Genomic DNA, 23,520 nt, shown 5'->3' with positions numbered 1-23,520 from the left:
CGGCGGCTCAGCCTCCGCCGCTGTGGTGACGGAACAGCGGCCCCGGCGCCGGTTTCGGACGCGAGCCGCCCTCGTGCAGCGCGGTGCGGCGCAGCGCCGACGGCGGCTGCCCGGTGTGATGCTGGATGAAGCGCGAGAAATAGGCGGCGGAGCCAAAGCCAAGATGTCCGGCCACGTTCTGCACCGGCGGCTCCGGCCGCATCAGCAGCATCCGCGCCTCATGCAGCACCCGCTGGGTTATCATGTCGGCGGCGGTCAGCCCGGCATTTTCGCGGCAGACCCGGGTCAGATGGGTGGGCGTCACCTCGAGCAGGGTGGCGTAATCGGCCATGTTGCGACCGCTGCGGAATTCGGCCTCGAGCAGATCGGCAAAGCGGCGCGACAGGCGCTGCCCGGCGGTTTCGCGCCCCATCAGCGCCGGCGAGACCTTGTCGCCCTCGTCGTACATCGCCAGCATCTGCCGCCGCAGCCAGACGGCCGCCAGATTGAAGCGGGCAACCAGCGCCTCGGCCTGTAGCGGCTGCTGCGAGGCCAGCTCGCGTTGCAGCATTTCGACGATGCCCGTCAGATCGCCCTGCGCCTGGACATCGCGGAGCCGCAGGTGCTGCGGCGCGTCGGGTAGAAGCGGATAGTCGCCATCTTCGATCAGGATTGCCTGGCCGAAACACTGCGGCCCGGTTTCCAGCGCGAATTGCGTGCCACGCGGCAGATACAGCACGTTGTTGGCGCCGATGCCGCGACGGATGCCGCGGATCGTGGCGCGGCCCTGACCGCGGGTGATCCAGACCAGCAGGTGATCGTCGCGCGCATGGGGCAGGCTGGCCTGCCAGCTGCCGCCCGGTGTCATCTGGGCAAGCGTCACCACGCGAAGCGGCAGGGCCGGCTTCGCGGTCTGCGCCTCGACAGGCTCTGATCGTTGCATCGTCACGCCACGCCGGTCCTTTCGGTCACTGGAGGCTTTCAGGTCAGACACCTGTTGATGCCGCGCCGCAGCGCCATTCGCAAGGGAAATCCCGTTTCTCAGCACAAAGCCGCCGCCTCCACTCCCTGCCACGCTTTCATGCGCGAGCGTAGCCATGTGCGCTGGCGTTTTGCAAACTGACAGGTGGCGATTGTGGCCTTTTCCCGCGCATCTTCCAGCGGAATTTCGCCGTGCAGATGCGCAATCAGCTCCGGGGCGCCAATCGCCTTGAAGCTGAGCAGCGCCGGATCCCAGCGGGCCAGGTTGGCGCGGGCCTCGTCAAGCGCCCCCTGCGCGAGCATCAGGTCGAAACGCCGCGCGATGCGGGCATTGAGCCAGTCACGTTCGACATCGACGCGCAGCGCCTGGGCCTGCGCCAAGGGCAGCAGCGGCTCCGGCGTGGCGTCCTGCCAGCTTGCCAACCCCCGGCCGGTGGCTCGCTGCACCTCCCAGGCGCGCTGCACCCGCATCGGGTTGCGGGTATCGAGCCGCGCACGGGTCTCGGGATCGATCTCGGGCAGGAGCGCGTCATGCCCCTGGTCCAGACGTCGGGCATCGGCTTCGGCGCGCACCTCGGGCGGGGTGGCGGGAATCTCGGCCAGCCCCTCGGTCAGCGCCGCGAAATAGAGCCCGGTGCCGCCGATGATGATCGCCCGTTCGGGCCCGCTCAGCAGGGGCGCCACCTCGCGCAGCCAGTGGCCGACGGAATAGGCCGCGTCCCAGGCGACATGGCCGTATAGCACATGCCGGGCACGGGCCAGATCCTCGGCCCCCGGGCGCGCGGTCAGCACGCGCCAGTTCTCGAACACCTGAATCGCATCAGCATTGACGATCACGCCGCCCTGGCGCTCGGCGATCTCCAGCGCCAGGGCCGATTTGCCGCTGGCGGTGGGGCCGGCGATCAGAACCGAGCGCTCGGGCGAGAGATTGGCAAGGTCAAGGCGCATGCAAGGGCCCCGCTGATGCAAGAGAGGTGCAAGGGATCTGTCTTTCCCCCGAATGCTGCATTGAACTGCCCCGTGTTTTCCGACATTTTGCCGCCAATTTAGCCAGCCGCCTCACCGGAGTACACCATGTCTGCTGCCACCGACACCGATGCCCGCGCCACCAAGTACAAACGCGTCCTTCTGAAAATTTCCGGCGAGGCGCTGATGGGCGACCAGGGCTACGGGTTGCACCCGCCCACCGTCGAACGGATCGCCCGCGAGGTGCAATCGGTCCATGCCCTGGGGGTCGAGATCTGCATGGTGATCGGCGGCGGCAACATTTTCCGCGGGTTGCAGGGAAGCGCCCAGGGGATGGAACGGACCACGGCCGATTACATGGGCATGCTGGCGACGGTGATGAACGCCCTGGCGATGCAATCGGCGCTCGAGGGTCTCGGCGTCTTTACCCGCGTCATCTCGGCGATTCCGATGGATCAGGTCTGCGAGCCCTACATCCGCCGCCGCGCCGTGCGCCACCTCGAGAAGAAGCGGGTCTGCATCTTTGCCGCCGGCACCGGCAACCCCTATTTCACCACCGACACCGCCGCCACCCTGCGCGCCAACGAGATGTCCTGCCAGGCGATCTTCAAGGGCACCAAGGTCGATGGCGTCTATGACAAGGATCCGGTCAAGCACGACGACGCGGTGCGCTATGACCAGGTGAGCTATGACGAGGTGCTGCAAAAACATCTCGGCGTGATGGATGCCTCGGCAATCGCGCTGGCACGCGACAACTCGCTGCCGATCATCGTCTTTTCGCTGGACGAGCCGGGCGGCTTCCGCGGCATCCTCGCGGGCGAGGGCACCTATACCAAGGTCGGCCCCTGAGGCCGGCGCCGACATGCGGCGGGGGGCCGGGACAGCCCCCCTTGCAGCTCACGCCCAGGACCAGCCAAAGATCTCGCTGCTGACGTCGTCGATCGAGAAATCCTCGAGCACGATCCTCTGGGTGAACCGCTGGTCCGGTTCCCAGACGTCGGTCCATTCCAGGGTCAGAACCACGTCGTCGCCCACCTGCGCGGCCCGGTCGAGCGTGCCGCCGACATAACCGGTGAACTCGTCATACCGCAGGTGAATCTGGTCTTCGCCGAGCTCGAAATCGGTGATCACAGAGGTGCCGGTGCCAAAGCCGAAATAGAAATGATCTTCGCCGGTGCCGCCCGAGGCGGTATCGCTGTCGCCGACATAGAGGCTGTCGTCGCCGGAAAAACCGCTCAGGTAGTCGGCGCCGCCGCCACCCGAGAGATCGTCGTCGCCGCTGTTGCCGTAAAGCGAGTCGTCGCCCCAGTCGCCGGTGATCGTGTCGTTGCCGAGACCGCCCAGCACGAAATCATCGCCATAGCCGGCATTGATGGAATCATCCAGCGATCCGCCGTTGATCCAGTCGTCGCCGGCATGGCCGTAGATCCGGTCGTTGCCACGCCCGCCCAGGATGGTGTCGTCGCCGCTGTGGCCGAGTAGCAGGTCGTGGCCGTAATGCCCGCTGATGTAATCGTCGCCGGCGCCGGCTTCGATGGTGTCGCGGCCGGTATTGCCATACAGCGTATCGTTGCCGAAGCCGCCTGACAAAAAGTCGTTGTCGCGCCCACCAGAGAGCCAGTCGTGATCGTCGCCGCCAGACAGATCGTCGGCCCCGTCGCCGCCCCGCAGGGTGTCATTTCCGGCCGCGCCGAATATCTCGTCGAATCCGGAATAGCCGCTCAGGAAATCGTTCCCTGGACCGCCAAACAGCGTGTCGTTGCCGCTGTTGCCGTACAGGTTGTCGTTGCCGCCAAGGCCGTAGAGCATGTCATCGCCCAGCCCTCCGGCATAGGTGTTGTCATAGCCGTTGCCGGTCCAGGTGGTATTCCCGGGGCCGCCGACATGCGCATACGGAAGAGGGGAAAATTGAAACAGCCCGTCAAGGCCAATTGACTCGGTTGCGAATATCGTCGCCATTGGAGACCTCAAATTGTCAAAACAAGGGATAATAGAAATTCGGTGTCGTGCCGGAATAATGCGGAGCCGGGTCCGACCTGTCAATCGCGCCGGCGGTGCCGGGCGCGTCGCGATGGCCGGCCAAGAGCGCTATACATCGGCGATCCAATGTCTTATGACCCGGGAAATATCGCCTGAACCCAAGGGGAATGAGCAGAATGTCCGATGATTTCATTCTTGATACCGACGATCTCGAGCGCCGCATGGACGGTGCCATGGCCAATCTCAGGACCGAGTTCGCCTCGCTGCGCACCGGTCGGGCCTCGGCCTCGATGCTGGAGCCGGTGATGGTCGATGCCTATGGCAGCCCGACCCCGATCAACCAGGTCGGCACCGTCAACGTGCCCGAGCCGCGCATGGTGACGATCAACGTCTGGGACAAGGGCCTTGTCGGCAAGGTCGAAAAGGCCATCCGCGAAAGCGGCCTCGGCATCAATCCGCAGCTCAACGGCACCATCATCATGCTGCCGATCCCCGAGCTCAACGAGGAACGCCGCCGGGATCTGACCAAGGTGGCCGGCCAATATGCCGAACATGCCCGCGTCTCGATCCGCAACGTGCGCCGTGACGGCATGGAGCAGATCAAGAAGGCCAAGACCGACGGTATTTCGGAAGACGACCAGAAATTCTGGGAAAATGCCGTTCAGGAGCTGACGGACACCTATGTTAAGAAGGTGGACGAAGCGCTTGAGACCAAGCAAGCCGAGATCATGCAGGTCTGAGCGACCTTGCCGCCTCGTCACCGGGGCCGGTTTGACACCGACGGAGGATCAATGGCGCGCGACGCAAACCATTCGGAGACGCACCGCGGCCCGCGCCATGTGGCGATCATCATGGACGGCAACGGCCGCTGGGCGCAATTGCGCCACCGGCCGCGGCTGTTCGGTCACCAGGCAGGCGCCCGCCGGGTGCGCGAGATTGTCGAGGCCTGCCCGGAATTCGGGGTGAAATACGTCACCATCTTTGCCTTCTCGACCGAGAACTGGAAGCGGACTCAGACCGAGGTGGCCGGGCTGATGAGCCTGTTCCGGCGCTACATCCACAAGGAGATGGAGGCCTTCCGGCGCGACAATGTCCAGGTTCGCTTCATCGGCGACCGGGTGCGGCTTGATGCCAAGCTGCGCGCGCTGATGGACGAGGCCGAAGAGACGACGCGGGAATGCACCGGCACCAATCTGACCATCGCGCTGAATTACGGCGGCCGCGACGAGGTGGCCCGCGCCACCAAGCGGCTGGCCCGTGACGTGCGCGACGGCAAGCTCGATCCCGAGAGCGTCGATGAGGAAACCCTGCCGAGATACCTCGATACCTGCGTGCTGCCCGATCCCGACCTGGTGATCCGCACCAGCGGCGAGGCCCGGGTGTCGAATTTCCTGCTCTGGCAGTCGGCCTATGCGGAATATGAATTCATCGACACGCTTTGGCCGGATTTCACCCGCGAGGAATTTGGACGGCTGGTCGGGGCCTATGGCAAACGCGAGCGCCGGTTCGGCGCGGTAAAGGTCTGAGTACATGGCAGACAGCAGCGGCAAATGGGATGATCTGATCGTCCGCCTGGTCTCGGCGGTGGTGATGATCGGCGTCGGGCTGGTGGCGATCTGGTTCGGCGGCTGGGTCTTTGGCGGTCTGGTGGCACTGATCGGCGGCGCCATGATCTGGGAACTGGTGCGGCTGATCGGCGGCGGGTCGCAACAGGCGCTTTTGCTGGCCGGGTTGGCCGGGCTGTGCCTGTTGATCGGCACGCTGATTCCGCCGGGCTTTGCCCTGCCGCTGATGATGGCGCCGGCGTTTGTCGGGCTGAGCCGGCTCAAGGCGCATCGCACGGTTTTCATGACATTTTCGGCGGCGATCCTGCTGGCCTCCTATGGCATGGTGGCGCTGCGGCAGGATTACGGTATGGCCTGGCTGATGTGGCTGGTGCTGGTCGTGGTGGTGACCGATGTGGCGGGCTATTTCGCCGGGCGGATGATCGGCGGGCCGAAATTCTGGCCCCGCGTCAGCCCCAAGAAGACCTGGTCGGGCACGGTTGCCGGCTGGCTCGGCGCCGGGAGTGTCGGCGTGATCTACTGGCTTTCGGGCGCCTCGGGGCCGGATGTGATCGGCGTCAGCATCGCCGTTTCCATGGCCTCGCAGATGGGCGACATTGCCGAAAGCGCTGTCAAGCGGCGAGTGGGCGTCAAGGACGCCTCGACGCTGATCCCGGGCCATGGCGGGCTGCTCGACCGGTTTGACGGCATGCTGGGCGGGGCGCTGTTTCTGCTGCTGGTGGCGCAGGTGCTGGTATTCCCCGCCGGGGGAACGCCATGACCCGACGCGTCTCCATTCTTGGCGCGACCGGTTCTATCGGACAGAACACCATCGACCTGATTGCCCGCGATCCGCAGGGCTATCAGGTCGAAGTGCTGACCGGCGGCCACAATATCGCACAATTGGCGGTCGACGCCCGGCGTCTGGGCGCCCGGCTGGCGGTGACGGCGCATGACGACAAGCTCGGCGCGCTGCGCGATGCGCTGGCGGGCTCCGGTATCGAAGCGGCCGCCGGCGAGACCGCGCTGATCGAGGCGGCGGCGCGGCCGGTCGATTGGGTGATGTCGGCGATTGTCGGCGCGGCGGGGCTGGCGCCCGGGCTCAAAGCGCTGGAGCACGGCGCGACACTGGCGCTGGCCAACAAGGAAAGCATGGTCTGCGCCGGCGCGCTGGTCAGCGCCACGGCCAAGGCCCACGGTGGCCGGGTGCTGCCGGTGGACAGCGAGCATTCGGCGGTATTCCAGGCGCTGATCGGCGAGGATATCGAGGCCGTCGAACGGGTGATCATCACCGCCTCGGGCGGCGCCTTCCGCGACTGGCCGCTGGAGCGGCTGCGTGAGGCCACGCCGGAACAGGCGGCCACCCATCCCAACTGGGACATGGGCCAGCGGATCACCATCGACAGCGCGTCCATGTTCAACAAGGCGTTGGAGGTCGTTGAAACAAAAGAGTTCTTCGGGTTGTCACCTGACAAGATCGAGGTGCTGGTGCATCCCGAAAGCCTCGTTCACGCGCTGGTGGGGTTCTGCGACGGCGGCTTGATGGCGCATGTCGGCCCGGCGGACATGCGCCACGCCATCGGCTTCGCGCTACATTACCCCGAGCGCGGCGCGGTGCCGGTCGAACGCCTCGATCTGGCCCAGATCGCCACGCTCAGCTTCCGCGCGCCGGACGAGACCCGTTGGCCGGCGCTGCGGCTGGCGCGCGAGGTGATGGAGACGGGCGGGCTGTCGGGTGCGGCCTTCAACGCCGCCAAGGAACGCAGCCTCGACCGGTTCATCGCGCGGGACATCGGTTTTACCGAGATGGCCGGGGTGGTCGAAGAGGTGCTCACCCGATTGTCAGGCCAGCCGGGCCTCATTGACGCCGCAATGACCCTTGATAACGTCGCGCGCGTAGACCATTTGGCACGGGAAGAAGCAGACCGGGTCATCCGGGACAGATCAAAAAGGTAGGGCGGCTTGGAAATTTCGCAGTTGATTCCGCAATTTGGCGGTACGTTGTTCACATTGGCGGCCTTTGTGGTGGCGCTGTCGATCATCGTCGCCATCCACGAATACGGCCATTACATCGTGGGCCGCTGGTCGGGGATCAAGGCGGATGTCTTCTCGCTCGGTTTCGGGCCGGTGCTGTTCAAGCGCACCGACAAGCACGGCACCGTCTGGCAGGTCGCGGCGCTGCCGCTGGGCGGCTACGTCAAGTTCCGCGGCGATGCCGATGCGGCCTCTGCCGGCACCGACGAGGCAGCGATTGAGGGGCTTTCCGAAGACGAGAAACGCACCACCATGGCCGGCGCGCCGCTCTGGGCGCGCACCGCCACGGTCGCGGCCGGGCCGATGTTCAACTTCGTGCTGGCCTTCGTGCTGTTTTCGGCGCTGTTCCTGACCCGCGGCGTGATCTCCGAGCCGCTGACGGTGGGTGAGCTGCGCCCGATGCCCAGCGTGCAGGAATTGCAGGAAGGCGATGTGCTGCTGTCGATCGCCGGGCAGGAGGTGCCGGATTTCAGCGACGCCGAGGGATTTGCCGCCTTTGCCGAGGCGCTGCCGCCGGAGAACGATCTCGATTACCGCATCCTGCGCGACGGCCAGGAACTGACCGTCACAGGGCCTTATCCCTATCCGCCGAATGTCACCCGGCTGGTGCCGCGCTCGGCCGCCTATGACGTCGGGCTTGCGCCCGGCGACGTGATCCTGAGCGTTGATGGCAATGAGATCGCGACCTTCGACCAGATCAAGGAAGCGGTGGAAACCTCGGAGGGCAGGGCGCTGCTGCTCGACGTCTGGCGCGATGGCGAGGTGCTGGAATTTGCCCTGGCGCCGCGCCGGGTGGACGAGCCCGGCGCCGAGGGTGGCTTTGTCACTTATTGGCGCGTCGGCGTGGTTGGCGGGCTGTTCTTTGAACCCGCCACCTCGACCCCGGGGTTCGGCCAGGCACTTCAGGGCGGGGTGCGACAGACCTGGGCGATCATGGAGGGCTCGGTCTCCGGGTTGTGGCACATCATCACCGGCCAGATCTCGAGCTGCAATCTCTCGGGCCCGGTGGGCATCGCAGAAACGTCGGGCCAGATGGCGGCGCAGGGCACTTCGAATTTCCTGTGGTTCGTGGCAGTGCTCTCTGCGGCGGTGGGGCTGCTCAATCTGTTTCCGATCCCGGTGCTCGATGGCGGCCACCTGGTGTTTTATGCCTATGAGGCCGTGGTCGGCCGGCCGCCGCATGACAAGGTGCTGGGCGTGCTGATGACCATCGGGCTTGGCATCGTGCTCTCCGTCATGGTGTTCTCGCTCTCGAACGATCTGATCCTCTGCCCGTAGGCAGAGGATCGCCGATTGCGCGCGCCCGGCGGAAAATTTTGCGGCCCCGGGGCGCCCGCCGGCCCGGGCAGTTGCCCTAATCTTGCCAAGATCCGCTGCTAGGTTGATCTGCGTAACGCCCGATAAAGAGCGAGAAAATGCAGACACTGACAGATGGATACCGCGGCCTGCGCCTGATCGCGCACCTCAATTCCGACCGGATTCTGTTTGTCGGCACGATGGCGGGCGCCTTGGTGCTGAGCGGATATCTGGCGACTTTCCTCTGAACACTCCCATATTTTGTGGCCACACCCGAAAAATTCCTGCTTTTGCGGGCTTGCATGGTTTTGACAACCCGGCATGATCCCGATACTCACCAAGGCGTGGGAAGATAACGGATTGGCTCATGAAAAATCGAGTGGGAACGCGCGACAATGAACGTGCGGCAGTAAAAGCGGTCAAATCTGTCCTGTTTGCCAGCGCGGCGGCCCTTGCGGTTCAGGCGGCGGTTCTGCCGCAGCCGGCCCTGGCGCAGAGCTATACTTTCACCGAAGTTTCCATCGAGGGCTCGCAGCGTATCGAGCCGGCCACGATCCTGAGCTACGCCGGCATTGCCCGCGGCCAGACGGTCACCGCCGCCGAATTGAACGATGCCTATCAGCGCATCCTGGCCTCCGGCCTCTTCGAAGAGGTCGAGATCGTGCCGGTTGGCAACAAGCTGGTGATCCGCGTGGTGGAATATCCCACCATCAACCGCGTGGTGTTCGAGGGCAACCGCCGGATCAAGGATGAGGATCTGGCCGGGCTGGTGACCTCTGAATCGCGGCGGGTGTTCAACCCCGCCACCGCTGAACGCGACGCCGGGATCATCGTGCAGGCCTATGCCGAGCAGGGCCGCGCCGCTGCCCGGGTGACGCCCAAGCTGATCCGCCGTTCCGACAACCGCGTCGATCTCGCCTTCGAGATCCTCGAGGGCGGGGTGATCGAGGTCGAGCGGGTGTCGATCGTCGGCAACAACGTCTATTCCGACCGCCGGTTGCGCCGGGTGCTGGGCACCAAGCAGGCCGGTCTGTTTCGTGCCATCATCCGCCGCGACAGCTTTGTCGAGGATCGTATCGAATTCGACAAGCAAGTGCTGACCGATTTCTATCAGTCGCGCGGCTATGTCGACTTCCGCATCAACTCGGTCAATGCCGAGATCGCCGAAGAGCGTGACGGCTATTTCGTCACCTTCAACGTGCAGGAAGGCCAGCAGTTCACCTTTGGCGAAGTCACCGCCACCTCCGATCTGGCGGATGTCGATCCGGCCGAATTCGCCGAGATTCTACGCGTGCGTCCCGGCGTGGTCTATTCGCCGGCGCTGGTCGAGAACGAGATTGCGCGGATGGAGCGGCTGGCCAACCGCCGGGGGCTGAATTTCATCCGCGTCGAGCCGCGGATCACCCGCAACGACCGGACGCTCGAACTGGATGTGGAATTCGTGCTGTCGCGCGGGCCGCGGATCTTCATCGAGCGGATCGATATCGAAGGCAACACCACCACGCTCGACCGGGTGATCCGGCGCCAGTTCAAGGTGGTCGAAGGCGATCCCTTCAACCCGCGCGAGATCCGGCAATCGGCCGAACGCATCCGCGCGCTGGGCTTTTTCGGCAATGCCGATGTCAACGCCCGCGAAGGTTCGACGCCGCAGCAGGTGATCGTGGATGTCGATGTCGAAGAGGCGCCCACCGGCTCGATCGGCTTTGGCGGCACCTATTCGACCGACGGCGGCTTTGGCCTCAACCTGTCGTTCAACGAGCGCAATTTCCTGGGCCGTGGCCAGGCACTCGGGGTCGAGCTTTCGACCGCCTCGGGCACCCGGAGCTACGGGTTCACCTTCGCCGAGCCGGCCTTTCTCAACCGCGATCTGCGGTTCGGCATCGGGCTGAACTATTCGGAAACCGACAACCAGTACGACGACAGCTATGACACGGCGATTGGCCGGTTCACCACCAGCCTGACCTTTCCGGTGGCCGAATACAGCACGCTTCAGGGCCGCTATACCGCGCGCTATTCCGAGATGCTCAACGCCGGCAGCGATCTGGGCGATATCCTGACCGCCGAGGTCGATCAGGGCGCGCTGTTCTCCAGCGGGCTGGGCTATACCTATACCTTTGACACGATCGACACCGGGCTTGATCCGACCGCCGGCGTGCGGCTGCAATTCAGCCAGGATTTCGCCGGCCTGGGCGGGGATGTCACCTCGGTCACCACGGTGGCCCGCGCGGTGGGCCAGAAGAAGGTGCGCAACGAGGAAGTCACCCTGCGCGCGGTTGTCGAGGGCGGCGCGCTCTGGACCGGCAGCAACGACAGCCGGGTGATCGACCGCTTCAACCTCGGGTCGTCGCGGATGCGCGGTTTTGAGCCCGGCGGCATCGGCCCGCGCGAAATCGGCAGCGGTGGCGTCAATGATGCGCTCGGCGGCAATTACTTTGCCGTCGCCCGTTTCGAGGCGGAATTTCCGCTTGGTCTGCCCGAGGAATATGGCCTGACCGGCGGTCTGTTTTACGACGTCGGCTCGCTCTGGGGGCTCGACAATACCTCGACCACCACCGCCGGCAATTCGGTGGTGCAGGACGACCCGGCGGCGCGCCACGTGATCGGCGCCTCGCTGTTCTGGACGACCGCCATCGGCCCGCTGCGGTTCAACTTCACCAAGGCGCTGCAAAAAGAAGAGCATGACGAAGACCGCTTCTTCGAATTCACACTTGCCACAGATTTCTGATCCGGGCCGGCTTGGCCGGGGCCTGAGACAGGCCCTGGCGCGTGGGCTTCTGACCCTCTTGCTGGTCTTGCCCGGCGCGCTTGCGGCGCAGGATCAGGCGCCGCGCAGCCCGGTGCTTGTGGTGGATTTCGATGAGGTCTTTCGCCTGTCGCAACGCGGCCAGGAAATCCTGGAGGAATTCGAGCTTCGAAGCCGCGAACTGGCCGATGAAATCGCCCGGATCGATCTCGAGATGGCGGCCGAGGAAAAGGCGCTGACCGACAAGCGCGCGACGCTCTCGGCCACGGAATTCCGCAAGCTGGCCGATGCCTTCGACGACAAGGTGCAGGCCCTGCGGGCCGAGCAGGACCAGCGCGCCCAGGCGTTGAACCGCGATCAGGCCAATGCCCGGCTCGAATTTCGCCAGACCGCCTTTCCGATCCTGGGGCAACTGATGCTCGACGCCGGCGCCGTGCTGGTGGTGGAAAAGCGCAATGTCCTGGTTTTCAATGATGCCATCGACGTCAGCGGCCTGACCGCGCAACTGCTCGACGCGAATTATGCCGAGCGTGACGCCGCCGATCAGCCCGCGCCGGATGCCCCGCAGGAGACCCCGGCCCGGCCCGAGCCCGCGCCTGATACCGGCGACGCGCCGGAAGCGGCGCCCGTGACGCCCGTGACGCCAGGGCCAGAGCCCGAGTGAGCGGCTGCGGAACGCTTGCCGTGGCGCGCCCCGGTTGCTAGGGACAAGACAACAGCCGCGCGTCAAGGCCCGCACGGGACGGAAGAAGGACAAGAGCAATGACCGAGCCACTCAAAACTGCGGATATCCAGCTGATTCAGCGGATTTTGCCGCATCGCTATCCGTTCCTGCTGGTCGACAAGGTGGTCGATATCGATGGCTATTCCTCGGCCAAGGGTATCAAGAACGTCACCATGAACGAGCCGCATTTCCAGGGCCATTTCCCCGGCACACCTATCATGCCCGGCGTGACCATCGTCGAGGCGATGGCGCAGACTTCGGGGGTGATGATCGGCGTGGCGATGGATCTGGCCGACAAGGATCTGCTGATCTATTTCATGGCGATCGACAAGTGCAAGTTCCGCCGCAAGGTGATCCCCGGCGACGTGCTCGAGATGAACGTCAAAACCGAACGCGGCAAACCCGGCGGCAAGGTCTGGAAGTTCTCGGGCGTGGCCACGGTCGATGGCGAGATGGCGGCGGAATGCGAGTTCACCGCGATGATGGATCTCTGATGGCTGACACCTTCATTCACCCCAGCGCGGTGATCGAGGATGGCGCCGAAATCGGCATCGGCTGCCGGATCGGCCCGTTCTGTCATGTCGGCCCCAAGGTGGTGCTGGGCCCGCGGGTCGAGCTCAAGAGCCATGTGGTGGTCTCCGGTCAGACCGAGATCGGCGAAGAGACGGTGATCTTTCCCTTCGCGGTGATTGGCGAGATCCCGCAAGACCTCAAGTTCGCCGGCGAAGAGACCCGGCTGGTGATCGGCAAGCGCAACCGCATCCGCGAACATGTGACGATGAACACCGGCACCGCCGGCGGCGGCGGTGTGACCCGGGTGGGCGATGACGGGCTGTTCATGGCCGGCTGTCACGTCGCGCATGACGTCCAGGTCGGCAACAAGGTGATCGTGGTCAACAATGCCGCGCTGGCCGGCCATTGCATCATCGAGGACGAGGTGATCATCGGCGGGCTCGCCGGCGTGCATCAGTTTGTCCGCATCGGCCACGGTGCGATCATCGGCGCGGTGACCATGGTGACCAATGACGTGATCCCGCATGGTCTGGTACAGGCGCCGCGCGGCAAGCTCGACGGGCTCAACCTCGTCGGTCTCAAACGTCGGGGTGTGGCCCGCGCCGATATCACCGCACTGCGCGCGGCCTTTCAGATGCTGGCCCAGGGCGAGGGCGCCTTTGTCGAACGCGCCAAACGGCTGGGCGCCGAGACCCAGAGCGTCTATGTGCGCGAGATCGTCGATTTCATCCTCGGCGACAGCGATCGCCACTACCTGACCCCCGGAGGCTGAGCGCCATGACCGGAAAACTGGCGATCCTGGCCGGGCGCGGCGCCATGCCCAAGGCGCTGGCCGAGGCCTATCCCGACGCGGTCTGCGTCTCCTTCGACGGCGTCGAGACACCGGTGCCGCGGGTTGATGCCCATCACCGCTTCGAGGCCTTCGGCGCGCTGCTCGACGATCTCAAGGAACGCGGCGTGGAACGGCTGGTGCTGGCCGGTGGTGTCGGCCGGCCGCCGCTCGATCCGCAGAGCTTCGATCCTTTCATGCAGTCGCTGGCGCCTCGGCTGCTCGCCGCGCTTCAGGGCGGCGACGATGCGCTGGTGCGGCTGGTGGTCTCGATCTTCGAAGAGGCCGGGTTTGCGGTGATCGGGGCGCATGAGCTGCTGCCCGAGCTGACCGCCGCGCCGGGCCTGCTGGCCGGCGACGCACCCGATGCGGCGGCCCGCGCCGACATCACCCGGGCGAAACAGATCCTGACCGCGCTCTCGCCGCTCGATGTCGGGCAGGCGGCGGTGGTCGACACCGGCATCGCCCTTGGCATCGAGACCCAGCAGGGCACCGACGAGATGCTGCGCTTTGTCTCCGAGGCGTCGCAGACGCTGCGCGGCAAGGGCGGCGTTCTGGTCAAACGCCCCAAGATCGGCCAGGATCTGCGCGTCGACATGCCCGCGATCGGCCCAGAGACGGTGCGCGCCGCCGCCAGGGCCGGGCTGCAAGGCATCGTGATTGCCGCAAATCAGGTGGTATTGATCGACCGCGCGGCGCTGATCGCGGCGGCCGGCGAGACCGGGGTGTTCCTTCTCGCGGAAGCGGAGTGATGCGGGTCTTCGTCATTGCCGGCGAACCATCCGGCGACAAACTCGGTGCGGCGTTGATGGCGGGCCTGCGCAGCCTTCTGCCCGATACCGAGGTCGAGTTCATCGGCATCGGTGGGCCGCGAATGACGGAAGAGGGGCTCTCGAGCATCTTTCCCATGGACGACATCAGCGTCATGGGGCTGACCGAGATCCTGAAGCAATATCCCGCGCTGAAACGCCGGGTGACCGAGGCTGCCGAGGCGGTGATCGCGGCGCGGCCGGACGTGCTGATCACCATCGACCTGCCGGAGTTCTGTCTGCGGGTGGCGAAGATCGTCAAGGCGCGCAGCAACATCCGCACGGTGCATTACGTCGCCCCCACGGTCTGGGCCTGGCGCCCCGGCCGCGCCGCCAAAATGGCGCGGCACATCGATCAGGTGCTGGCGCTGCTGCCTTTCGAGCCACCTTATATGGAAGCCGCCGGCATGCGCTGCGATTTTGTCGGCCATCCGGTGGTGACCGATCCTCAGGCCAGCGCGGCCGAGGCTCTGGCGTTCCGGTCCCGTCACGGTCTGGCCGATGCGCCGCTGCTGCTGGTGCTGCCCGGATCGCGGCGCAGCGAGGTCACGCGCATGGGGCCGATCTTTGGCGAGGTCTTGCGCGAGGTCTGTGCCCGTCGCCCGGACATGCGGCTGGTGGTGCCCGCGGCGGGCCCGGTGGTGCCCCTGGTTCAGCAGGCGGTGGCGGATTGGCCCGGCGCGCCGCTGGTGCTCGACGGTGCGGCCGAGGGCGCCCAGGCCGAAAAGCGCGCGGCTTTTCGTGCCGGAGACCTGGCGCTGGCGGCCTCGGGCACGGTCTCGCTCGAATTGGCGGCGGCGGGCACGCCGATGGTGATCGCCTATGACATGAACTGGCTGTCGCGGACCCTGATCATGCACCTGCTGCGGGTCGATACGGTGACGCTGGTCAACCTGGTGTCCGACACCCGCGTCGTGCCGGAATATGTCGCCAAGGCCTGTGTGCCGGCTGACATCGCCGCGGCGGTGTTGCGGCTGGCGGAGGCGCCAGAGAGCCAGAAGGCCGCCATGGCGCTGGTCATGGAGCGGCTGGGGCAGGGGCAGGAGCCGCCGGGCATCCGGGCCGCCCGTGCCGTGCTTGACGGATTGGCCCGGTCCTGAAGCGAAAAACGCCGCCCCTGTGAGGGCGGCGTCTTGGTGTTCGGGCCTGGTGCGGCGCTTACTGGTTGATCACGCTGGCCTTGTCATAGCCGGCGGTGAAGCCGGTCAGCGACATGGTGGAGGTCACCACCTGATCGGGGGCCGCGAAGGGGCGGATCATCACCTTGGCTTCGGCGCCGCGCTTGAAGGCGGCGATATCCTCGGCGGTCAGGCCGATCCGCGCGTAACAGCCCTGGCGGTTGCAGAAGGAAAACGGATAGCTCTTGGGCTGGCCGCCATCGACCGAAATGCCCAGTTGGCCGGTAAGCAGCGTCTCGAGCGGCACGATCACCGTGGCGCCGGCCGGCAGCTTGGCTTCTTCCGGCAGACGGAACAGCGAGATCTCGGCCAGCGCGTTGCCGTCGCCTTCCTTGAGCAGCTGGTACAGCTGACAGGGATCGTCGGCGGGCGTTTCGGTGCGGATGCAGCGCAGCTCCCAGTCGCCAACCTCTTCCTTTACATAGGTCTGGCCAAGCGCCGGTTCGCCGTCGGACGGCACCGTATCGCCGGTGGCGGGTTCTGCGGTTTCCCCGGCCGGCGTTTCGCTCTCGGTCGCGGCGGCGTCGCCGTCTGCGGTCTCCTGTGCCATGACCGGGGCCGCCAGGGCCAACAGGGCGATCACGGGCATGAAGGAAAGAAATCTGGGCATCTTGCCCCCCTCTGATTGAGATGTCATCGGTCGGATGGTTCGGCTTCATCCTCGGTGCAGCGCTTAGCACGCCCGTCCGGGCCTGTCAGGCGATCTTCGCCATCCGTTTGGCCCATATCGTGCATATATCCGTGAAGGGATGTCAACGCACCGGAGGCAAGCCTTTGGCGGAAAAAGAAAAGAGGCCGGGAAACCGGCCTCTCCTCGAATTTTTTTGCTCCCCGTCGGACTGGCCGACTTAGTCATTGACGGGACGCTACGAAGAATTTTGCCTTCGGTCAACAGGCAAGTTTTCACTTTTTCGGGGTTGGCTTCGAAAGCGCTTTGACCCCGCAAGGTCCAAGACGCGAAAAAAGGGCCGCACCTTCTCAGGCACGGCCAGTCTGACAGGGAGGAAGTCAATCCGGCCGTCAGGCAAGAGCCCTGCGCCGGACATTGCCGAGACTGATACAGAAAGGTTAAGTTAAGGTTGCCCGGCGCGATTTTTTCGCGCCGGGCGTGGTTTTACCGGGGCGGAGCAGGGCATGACAGAGATTTTCATCGGCGGCGGCGGGCCGGAGTATGGCGCGCGTCAGGGCCTCAGGCTGGGCTATGCCAACCGCCATGGTCTGATTGCCGGCGCCACCGGAACCGGCAAGACGGTGACGCTGCAAATCCTCGCCGAAGGGTTTGCCAAGGCCGGGGTTCCGGTGTTCCTGTCGGACGTCAAGGGCGACCTGTCCGGGCTGGCCGCCGCCGGGCGCGCGGATTTCAAGCTGCACGCGGCGTTCATGGAGCGCGCCGCCCGGATCGGCCTTGACGATTACACCTATGAAAGTTTCCCGGTCACCTTCTGGGATCTGTTCGGCGATCAGGGCCATCCAGTGCGCACCACGGTCTCCGAGATGGGGCCGCTGCTGCTGGCCCGGCTGCTCGAGCTGACCGAGGCGCAGGAGGGCGTACTCAACATCGCCTTCCGACTGGCCGATGAAGAGGGGCTGCCGCTGCTCGACCTCAAGGACCTGCAAGCGTTGCTGGTCTGGGTCGGTGAGAGCCGCAGGGATCTGTCGCTGCGGTACGGCAATATCTCCACCGCCTCGATCGGTGCGATCCAGCGCCGCCTGCTGGTGCTCGAAAACCAGGGCGGCGCGCGGCTCTTTGGCGAACCGGCGCTCGATCTCGGCGATCTGATGACCCGGGATGCCGAAGGCCGGGGGCGGATCAACATTCTCGCCGCCGACCGGCTGATGGGGGCGCCGCGGCTCTATGCCACCTTCCTGCTCTGGTTGCTGTCGGAGCTCTTCGAAGAGCTGCCCGAGGTCGGCGACCCCGACAAGCCGAAACTGGTGTTCTTCTTCGACGAGGCCCATCTCCTGTTCGACGGCGCACCGCCGGCGCTGGTCGACAAGGTCGAACAGGTCGCCCGGCTGATCCGCTCCAAGGGGGTCGGCGTGTACTTCATCACCCAGAACCCCGATGACGTGCCCGAGGATATCCTCGGCCAGCTCGGCAACCGCATCCAGCACGCGCTGCGCGCCTTTACCGCCCGCGATCGCAAGGCGCTGCGGATGGCGGCCGAAACCTACCGCGACAACCCCCGCTTCGACATCGAAGCGGCGATCCGCGAGGTCGGCGTCGGCGAGGCGGTGACCTCCCTGCTGGAGAACAAGGGCGTGCCGAGCATGGCGGAACGCACGCTGATCCGCCCGCCTTCTTCCCGGCTCGGGCCGATCGACGCCGCGACCCGGGCGCAGGTGATGGCCGCCTCGCCGGTGGCCGGCAAATACGAACATGCGCAGGACCGCCAGTCGGCTTATGAAATCCTCGCCCAACGCGCCGAAGAGGCGGCAACCGCCGCCGAAGCGGCCGAGCGCCGGGAGGAAGAGGCCGAGGTGGCAGAGCGGGAATACCGGGCGGGCCGGCGCTATTCCGGCACCCGGGTGCCCCGCTCGACCGCGCGCCGGCAATATTCACCGGGCGCGCGCATCGGCGAGGCGATGACCCAGGCCGTGATCAAGGAGCTCAAGGGCACCACCGGCCGCCGCATCGTCCGTGGCATCCTCGGCGGGCTGTTCAAGGGGCGTTAGGCAGGCGCCCCGGACAGCAGGCCCGAAGCCCGTCTGGCCTACCGTTCCGGCAGCAAGCCCCGCGGCGCAAACCGCAGCACCAAGAGCAGGATCACCCCCATGGTCAACAGCCGCATGTGCTGGACCGAGCCTTGCAGATGCGCCTTGAGCCAGGACCCGTCGGCCATCCCGGAGGTCACCAGATCGATCACCGCCGCGCCGATCGGCTCGACCTGCACCCAGAGGAACCAGATCAGGAAGCCGCCCAGCACCGCACCGAAATTATTGCCCGATCCGCCGACGATCACCATCACCCAGATCAGAAAGGTATAGCGCAGCGGCTGGTAGGAGGCCGGCGTCAGCTGGCCGTCCAGCGTCGTCATCATCGCCCCCGCGACGCCGCAGATAGCCGATCCCAGGACAAAGACCTGCAAGTGCCGCGCGGTCACATCCTTGCCCATGGCCCGCGCCGCCACCTCGTTGTCGCGGATGGCGCGCATCATCCGTCCCCAGGGCGAGCTCAGCGCCAGTTGCGCCAGCACCAGCACGCCGATCAGCACCACGGCAAACATCAGCCCGTAGCCCAGCTTGACATAAAGCGTCGAGGCGGTGGTCACGTCGATCCCCAGCCCGGTGGCGCGCTCAACAAAGGCCGGATCGTTTTGCAGATCGATCTCATAAGGCACCGGCCGCGGCAGGCCGATCACGTTCTTGACGCCGCGCGCCAGCCAATCCTCGTTCTTGAGCACGGCGATGATGATCTCGGCAATGCCCAGCGTCGCAATCGCCAGGTAGTCCGAGCGCAACCCCAGCGCGGTCTTGCCGATCACCCAGGCCGCGCCGGCGGCCAGCAGCCCGCCCACCGGCCAGGCCAGCACCACCGGCAGGCCCAGCCCGCCGAGATAGCCGGTCAGCGCCGGGTCGATCCGCTCGATCTCCGCCACCGCCGGATCGAACAGCGCCCGGTAGATCACGAAGCCCGCCACCAGCACACTCAGCGACACCAGGGCGCGCGGCCAGCCCCGGGCCATCCTGCGCGTCACCCAGACCGCCAGCGCCAGCGTCAGAGCGCCCACCGCCAGCGCCGCCAGAACACCGCTGGCGCCGGCCGCCCAGGCTGCGCGCACCGGCGGCATGGCGATCACCACGGTTGCCAGCCCGCCCAGCGCCACGAAGCCCATAACACCGACGTTGAACAGCCCGGCAAAGCCCCATTGCAGGTTGACCCCCAGCGCCATCAGCGCCGAAACCAGCCCCATGTTGAGAATGAGAAGCGCCGAATTCCAGCTCTGGACAAAGCCGGTGCCAAGGATCAGCAAGGCCACAAGGCCGAACAGGCCGAAGGTTTTCACGGATTGGCTCATACCGATTTCCCCTTGAAGAGCCCGGTGGGCCGGATCAGCAGCACGATCACCAGAATGACAAAGCTCACCGCGAATTTGTAATCCGTGCCCAGAAGTTGCAGCAGGCTGTCAGGCTCCCAGGCCTCGGGCAGCAGGTATTCCGCCACTTTCTTCCAGGCATAGGTGATGCCGACCTCGGAAAAGGCGATGACAAAGCCGCCGGCAATCGCGCCCAGCGGGCTGCCCAGACCGCCGACGATGGCGCTGGCAAAGACCGGCAGCAGCAGCTGGAAATAGGTGAAGGGCTTGAAGGTCTTGTCGAGCCCGTAAAGCGTGCCGGCGATGGTCGCCAGGGTCGCCACCAGCAGCCAGGTGATCATCACCACCCGTTCCGGATTGATGCCCGAGAGCAGGGCGAGATCCTCGTTGTCGGAATAGGCCCGCATCGACTTGCCGGTGCGGGTGCGGTTGAGGAACCAGAACAGCAGCGCCACGGTGATCACCGCCGTCACCACCGTCAGCCCCTGGGTCGTGCGGATCCCCAGGCCTTCCTCCAGCCCGGTCAGCGCCTTGAAATCCCGGACCGAGATGATGAACCGCTCGCCATCGGCAAAACGCTGGTCGTCGGCGCCGATGACAAAGCGCACCACGCCGTTATAGACGAACATCACCCCCATCGAGACGATCACCAGGATCACCGGCTTGACCCGCTGCGCCCGGTAGAAGCGATAGACCAGGCGGTCGGTCAGCAGCACCAGCGCCATGCAGCCGAGAATGCCGAAGGGCAGGGCGAGCAGCGCGGTGGGCAGCGGCCCGAGGCTCACGCCCCAGCCCTGCAAGGCCCAGGTGACCAGAATGGTGACCATGGCGCCAAAGGCCATGGTGTCGCCATGGGCAAAATTGGAAAACCGCAGGATACCATAGATCAGCGTCACCCCCAGCGCGCCCAGCGCCAGCTGCGCGCCATAGGCGATGGCGGGGATCAGGACAAAATTGGCCAGCACCACCAATGCGTTCAGAATGTCCATCTCAGCCCCCCAGAAAACTGCGCCGGACCTCGGGGTCGGCCAGCAGGTCCTTGCCACTGCCGGTATGGGCATTGCGCCCCTGCACCAGCACATAGCCCTTGTCGGCGATCTCGAGCGCCTGGCGGGCGTTCTGCTCCACCATCAGGATGGAGATGCCTGTGCGCGCCACCTCGATGATCCGGTCGAACAGCTCGTCCATCACGATCGGGCTCACCCCGGCGGTCGGCTCGTCGAGCATCAGCACTTGCGGCTGGGTCATCAGCGCCCGGCCCACCGCCACCTGCTGGCGCTGCCCGCCCGACAATTCGCCCGCCGCCTGGTGACGCTTGTCGCGCAGGATCGGAAACAGGTCATAGACCTGCTCCATGGTGCCGCGGATGTCGTCGCGCCGGATGAAGGCGCCCATCTCGAGGTTTTCCTCGACCGACATCGCGCCAAAGATATTGCTGGTCTGCGGCACGAAGCCCATGCCGCGGGCCACCCGGTCCTGCGGGCTGAGCGCGGTGATCTCGCGTCCGTCCAGCCGCACCGCGCCGGAGCGCACGTCGAGCATGCCGAAGACCGCCTTCATCGCGGTCGACTTGCCGGCGCCGTTCGGCCCGACGATCACCGCGATCTCGCCCTTGTCGACCGCGATGGTGCACTCGTGCAGGATGTCCGGCCCCTTGCCATAGCCGCCGGTCATCGCCTCGCCGATCAGAAAGGGGTCAGCCATGCGCCGTTCCTTCCTCTTGCTGGAAATACCGCGGGGGTGTGGGGGCTGGCCCCCACCTGCGCAGCGCTGCCGCCATCACACCGTTTCCTTGTTCTTCAGACCGGTGCCGAGATAGGCCTCGATCACCTGGTCATCGGCCTTGATCTCGTCGATCGTGCCCTGGGCCAGCTTCTTGCCCTCGGCCATGACGATCACCGGATCGCAGAGCCGGGCGATGAAATCCATGTCGTGCTCGATCACGCAGAAGGTATAGCCGCGTTCCTTGTTGAGCCGCAGGATCGCGTCGGCAATGGTGTTCAGAAGCGTCCGGTTCACCCCGGCGCCGACCTCGTCGAGAAAGACGATGCGCGCGTCGACCATCATCGTGCGGCCCAGTTCGAGCAGTTTCTTCTGCCCGCCCGAGATGGCGCCGGCCGGGTGATCGGCCAGATGCGAGATGGTCAGGAATTCCAGCACCTGATCGGCCAGGGCGCGCAGGGCGCGTTCCTCCTCGGCAATCCGCCTGCGGCCGAACCAGGTGTTCCAGAGCGTTTCGCCGGATTGCCCGCCGGGCACCATCATCAGGTTCTCGCGGCAGGTCATCGAGCCGAATTCATGGGCGACCTGAAAGGTCCGCAACAGCCCCTTGGAAAACAGCACATGCGGCGCCAGGCCGGTGATGTCCTCATCTTCCATGAAGACCTTGCCCGAGGTCGGCGGCAGCACGCCGGCGATCACGTTGAACAGCGTCGTCTTGCCGGCGCCGTTGGGGCCGACCAATGCGGTGACCGAGCCTTTCTCGATCTCCAGCGTCGCGCCGTCCACGGCGTGAAATCCGCCGAAATGTCTGTGCAGGTTCTCAACCCGGATCACGCCATCTGCCCCCCTTTTGGCAAAACAGCCCGGGACCTCCGGGCTGTTTCCGTCTCATGACTGCAAAGCTCTTATCAGCGGTAACCGATCGCTTCCAGCTTGCCGTTCTTCATTTCCATCTCGGCATAGCCGCCCGAGGCTTCGCCCGGCTCGATCAGCTCGACCGAAGAGGCGCCGACATAATCGATGTCGGTGCCGGCCGCGATCAGTTCGATCGCCTTGGCCAGTTCGCCGGCATAGACCTTCTCGCCCGGGGCATTGGCCAGTTCCATCACCTTGGCCGCCGCATCGGCGCCATTGGTCGACCCCGCCGCCGCCATCGACAGCAGGATCAGCGCCATCGAATCATAGGCTTCCTTGGCATAGACCGATGTGCCGTCGAAACCGGCCGCTTCGGCCATGGCCAGGAACTCGTCGCCGCGTTCATTCTCGACGCTGGGGTTCTGCCCAAAGCTGCCGTCGATGTCGCTGCCGAAGTTGTTTTCAAGCGCGGTGCCGATCATGCCGTCGGGCAGCACGAAGGTCTCGAACGCCCCGGTGTCGAGCGCCGCCTGGATCACGCCGGAGCCGCCCTGATCGACATAGCCGATCACCACCAGCGCATCGCCGCCGGCCGAGGCCAGCGAGCCGACTTCGGCCGAGTAATCCGCCTTGCCGTCCTCATGGCTGGCCGAAAGGGTGACGCTGCCGCCGGCCGCCTCGAAGGCCTGCTGGAACGACGAGGCGAGGCCCGAGCCGTAATCGTTGTTGGTATAGGTCACGGCGACCTCGTCGATGCCGCGTTCCATGATGATCTCGGCCATCACCTCGCCTTGACGCGCGTCGGAGGGCGCCATGCGGAAGAACAGCCCGTTGTCCTCGATCGACGACAGGCCCGGCGAGGTCGCCGACGGCGAGATTTGCAGGATGCCATTGGGCAGCGACACATTGGTCAGCACCGCGCCGGTCGCGCCCGAGCACATCGCGCCCAGGATGGCCGAGACGCCGTCCGAGGTGACCAGACGTTCGGCCGCAGCGGTAGCTGCTGCCGCATCGGCACAGGTGCCGTCGCCGCGCACCGCTTCGGCCATCATGCCGTCTAGGATGCCGCCGGCCTCGTTGACCTCGGCCAGCGCCATTTCGCCACTGTCCGCCATCGCCGGAGCAAGGGTTTCGAGCGGGCCGGTAAAGCCCAGGATGATTCCCACCTTGACCATCTCGGAGTGGCTCGCCGCTTGAGCGGTCATTGCCCCCAGGCCGGTCAGCGCTGTTGCCAGCAAAAACTTTTTCATCGTGATGTCTCCCTGATTGGATAACACTATCCGGCGGCCAGCCTATGCGCGGTTTCTGGCAAAGAAAAGACCGATTGCCG

At 65.6% G+C, this 23,520-nt stretch carries 23 protein-coding genes; 14 read left to right on the top strand and 9 right to left on the bottom strand.

All coding sequences use genetic code 11. The annotated features are described in order from the left end of the window. Positions 1–7 precede the first annotated feature (7 nt). Together AC0J5K_RS08825 and miaA are read right to left on the bottom strand one after the other, a co-directional pair. Positions 8–922 carry an AraC family transcriptional regulator gene (locus AC0J5K_RS08825; protein WP_274565500.1) on the bottom strand — a complete coding sequence of 305 codons (915 nt, stop codon included), beginning with the start codon at positions 920–922 and terminating at the stop codon, positions 8–10. 98 nt (positions 923–1,020) lie between these two features. Beyond that, a complete protein-coding gene (gene miaA, locus AC0J5K_RS08820) occupies positions 1,021–1,908 on the bottom strand; it encodes a tRNA (adenosine(37)-N6)-dimethylallyltransferase MiaA (RefSeq protein ID WP_074835611.1) in 888 nt (295 codons plus the stop codon). Between the two features lie 126 nt (positions 1,909–2,034). Between miaA and pyrH the strand changes: the two genes are divergently transcribed. Next, positions 2,035–2,775 carry a UMP kinase gene (gene pyrH, locus AC0J5K_RS08815; protein ID WP_074835613.1) on the top strand — a complete coding sequence of 247 codons (741 nt, stop codon included), beginning with the start codon at positions 2,035–2,037 and terminating at the stop codon, positions 2,773–2,775. Between the two features lie 48 nt (positions 2,776–2,823). Here pyrH and AC0J5K_RS08810 read toward each other — a convergent pair whose 3' ends face one another. Further along, on the bottom strand, positions 2,824–3,885 hold the full coding sequence (locus AC0J5K_RS08810) for a calcium-binding protein (protein WP_074835614.1): 1,062 nt from the start codon (positions 3,883–3,885) through the stop codon (positions 2,824–2,826). Positions 3,886–4,082: 197 nt separating this feature from the next. Here AC0J5K_RS08810 and frr point away from each other — a divergent pair, with 197 nt between their 5' ends. The 12 genes from frr to lpxB all read left to right on the top strand — a co-directional run bounded on the left by frr (position 4,083) and on the right by lpxB (position 15,498). Then, the gene (frr, locus tag AC0J5K_RS08805) at positions 4,083–4,646 is read left to right on the top strand and encodes a ribosome recycling factor (RefSeq protein WP_048531710.1); all 564 of its coding nucleotides are present in this window, start codon (positions 4,083–4,085) and stop codon (positions 4,644–4,646) included. Between the two features lie 51 nt (positions 4,647–4,697). Then, positions 4,698–5,432 carry an isoprenyl transferase gene (locus AC0J5K_RS08800; protein ID WP_048531712.1) on the top strand — a complete coding sequence of 245 codons (735 nt, stop codon included), beginning with the start codon at positions 4,698–4,700 and terminating at the stop codon, positions 5,430–5,432. A 4-nt stretch (positions 5,433–5,436) separates the two neighbouring features. Next, positions 5,437–6,231 carry a phosphatidate cytidylyltransferase gene (locus AC0J5K_RS08795; protein ID WP_074835618.1) on the top strand — a complete coding sequence of 265 codons (795 nt, stop codon included), beginning with the start codon at positions 5,437–5,439 and terminating at the stop codon, positions 6,229–6,231. Further along, complete coding sequence (gene dxr / locus AC0J5K_RS08790) at positions 6,228–7,406, top strand: 1-deoxy-D-xylulose-5-phosphate reductoisomerase (protein WP_274565445.1); 1,179 nt, start codon at positions 6,228–6,230, stop codon at positions 7,404–7,406. Before AC0J5K_RS08795 ends, dxr begins: the two co-directional genes overlap by 4 nt. 6 nt (positions 7,407–7,412) lie before the next feature. Beyond that, entirely contained in the window at positions 7,413–8,762 is a 1,350-nt protein-coding gene (gene rseP / locus AC0J5K_RS08785) for an RIP metalloprotease RseP (protein ID WP_074835621.1), read from the top strand. 137 nt (positions 8,763–8,899) lie between these two features. Further along, complete coding sequence (locus AC0J5K_RS08780) at positions 8,900–9,028, top strand: hypothetical protein (protein WP_274565446.1); 129 nt, start codon at positions 8,900–8,902, stop codon at positions 9,026–9,028. Positions 9,029–9,147: 119 nt separating this feature from the next. Further along, positions 9,148–11,505: an outer membrane protein assembly factor BamA gene (gene bamA, locus AC0J5K_RS08775; protein WP_274565447.1), complete on the top strand. Its 2,358-nt coding sequence runs from the start codon at positions 9,148–9,150 to the stop codon at positions 11,503–11,505. After that, positions 11,489–12,187, top strand: coding sequence for an OmpH family outer membrane protein (locus AC0J5K_RS08770; protein WP_274565448.1), 699 nt, complete (start codon positions 11,489–11,491; stop codon positions 12,185–12,187). Before bamA ends, AC0J5K_RS08770 begins: the two co-directional genes overlap by 17 nt. Positions 12,188–12,285: 98 nt before the next feature. After that, the gene (gene fabZ / locus AC0J5K_RS08765; RefSeq protein WP_048531719.1) at positions 12,286–12,741 is read left to right on the top strand and encodes a 3-hydroxyacyl-ACP dehydratase FabZ; all 456 of its coding nucleotides are present in this window, start codon (positions 12,286–12,288) and stop codon (positions 12,739–12,741) included. Further along, positions 12,741–13,532, top strand: coding sequence for an acyl-ACP--UDP-N-acetylglucosamine O-acyltransferase (gene lpxA, locus AC0J5K_RS08760; protein WP_274565449.1), 792 nt, complete (start codon positions 12,741–12,743; stop codon positions 13,530–13,532). The genes fabZ and lpxA overlap by 1 nt, the downstream gene beginning before the upstream one ends. Positions 13,533–13,537: 5 nt before the next feature. Continuing rightward, positions 13,538–14,341 (top strand): LpxI family protein, encoded by an 804-nt coding sequence (locus AC0J5K_RS08755; RefSeq protein WP_074835625.1) that lies wholly within the window; start codon positions 13,538–13,540, stop codon positions 14,339–14,341. Next, positions 14,341–15,498 (top strand): lipid-A-disaccharide synthase, encoded by a 1,158-nt coding sequence (gene lpxB, locus AC0J5K_RS08750; RefSeq protein WP_074835627.1) that lies wholly within the window; start codon positions 14,341–14,343, stop codon positions 15,496–15,498. The genes AC0J5K_RS08755 and lpxB overlap by 1 nt, the downstream gene beginning before the upstream one ends. A gap of 58 nt (positions 15,499–15,556) precedes the next feature. Here the strand turns inward: lpxB and AC0J5K_RS08745 are convergent, their stop codons facing one another. Next, positions 15,557–16,186, bottom strand: coding sequence for an invasion associated locus B family protein (locus tag AC0J5K_RS08745; protein ID WP_048531724.1), 630 nt, complete (start codon positions 16,184–16,186; stop codon positions 15,557–15,559). Positions 16,187–16,710: 524 nt separating this feature from the next. On the opposite strand from AC0J5K_RS08745, the gene AC0J5K_RS08740 reads away from it, so the two are divergent. Further along, positions 16,711–18,252, top strand: coding sequence for a helicase HerA-like domain-containing protein (locus AC0J5K_RS08740; RefSeq protein ID WP_074835630.1), 1,542 nt, complete (start codon positions 16,711–16,713; stop codon positions 18,250–18,252). Positions 18,253–18,290: 38 nt separating this feature from the next. On the opposite strand, the gene AC0J5K_RS08735 is transcribed toward AC0J5K_RS08740, so the two are convergent. The 5 genes from AC0J5K_RS08735 to AC0J5K_RS08715 form a co-directional block, all read right to left on the bottom strand. Next, positions 18,291–19,595 carry a branched-chain amino acid ABC transporter permease gene (locus tag AC0J5K_RS08735; RefSeq protein ID WP_048531729.1) on the bottom strand — a complete coding sequence of 435 codons (1,305 nt, stop codon included), beginning with the start codon at positions 19,593–19,595 and terminating at the stop codon, positions 18,291–18,293. Next, on the bottom strand, positions 19,592–20,602 hold the full coding sequence (locus AC0J5K_RS08730) for a branched-chain amino acid ABC transporter permease (protein ID WP_048531730.1): 1,011 nt from the start codon (positions 20,600–20,602) through the stop codon (positions 19,592–19,594). The genes AC0J5K_RS08735 and AC0J5K_RS08730 overlap by 4 nt, the downstream gene beginning before the upstream one ends. 1 nt (position 20,603) lies before the next feature. Continuing rightward, complete coding sequence (locus AC0J5K_RS08725) at positions 20,604–21,317, bottom strand: ABC transporter ATP-binding protein (protein ID WP_048531731.1); 714 nt, start codon at positions 21,315–21,317, stop codon at positions 20,604–20,606. Positions 21,318–21,392: 75 nt separating this feature from the next. Beyond that, complete coding sequence (locus AC0J5K_RS08720) at positions 21,393–22,169, bottom strand: ABC transporter ATP-binding protein (RefSeq protein ID WP_048531732.1); 777 nt, start codon at positions 22,167–22,169, stop codon at positions 21,393–21,395. A 74-nt stretch (positions 22,170–22,243) separates the two neighbouring features. Further along, on the bottom strand, positions 22,244–23,440 hold the full coding sequence (locus tag AC0J5K_RS08715; RefSeq protein WP_274565450.1) for an ABC transporter substrate-binding protein: 1,197 nt from the start codon (positions 23,438–23,440) through the stop codon (positions 22,244–22,246). Positions 23,441–23,520 lie beyond the last annotated feature (80 nt).

The sequence above is a fragment of the Marinovum sp. E3 genome, assembly GCF_055755275.1.
This window is presented reverse-complemented; position numbering and strand designations above follow the sequence as displayed.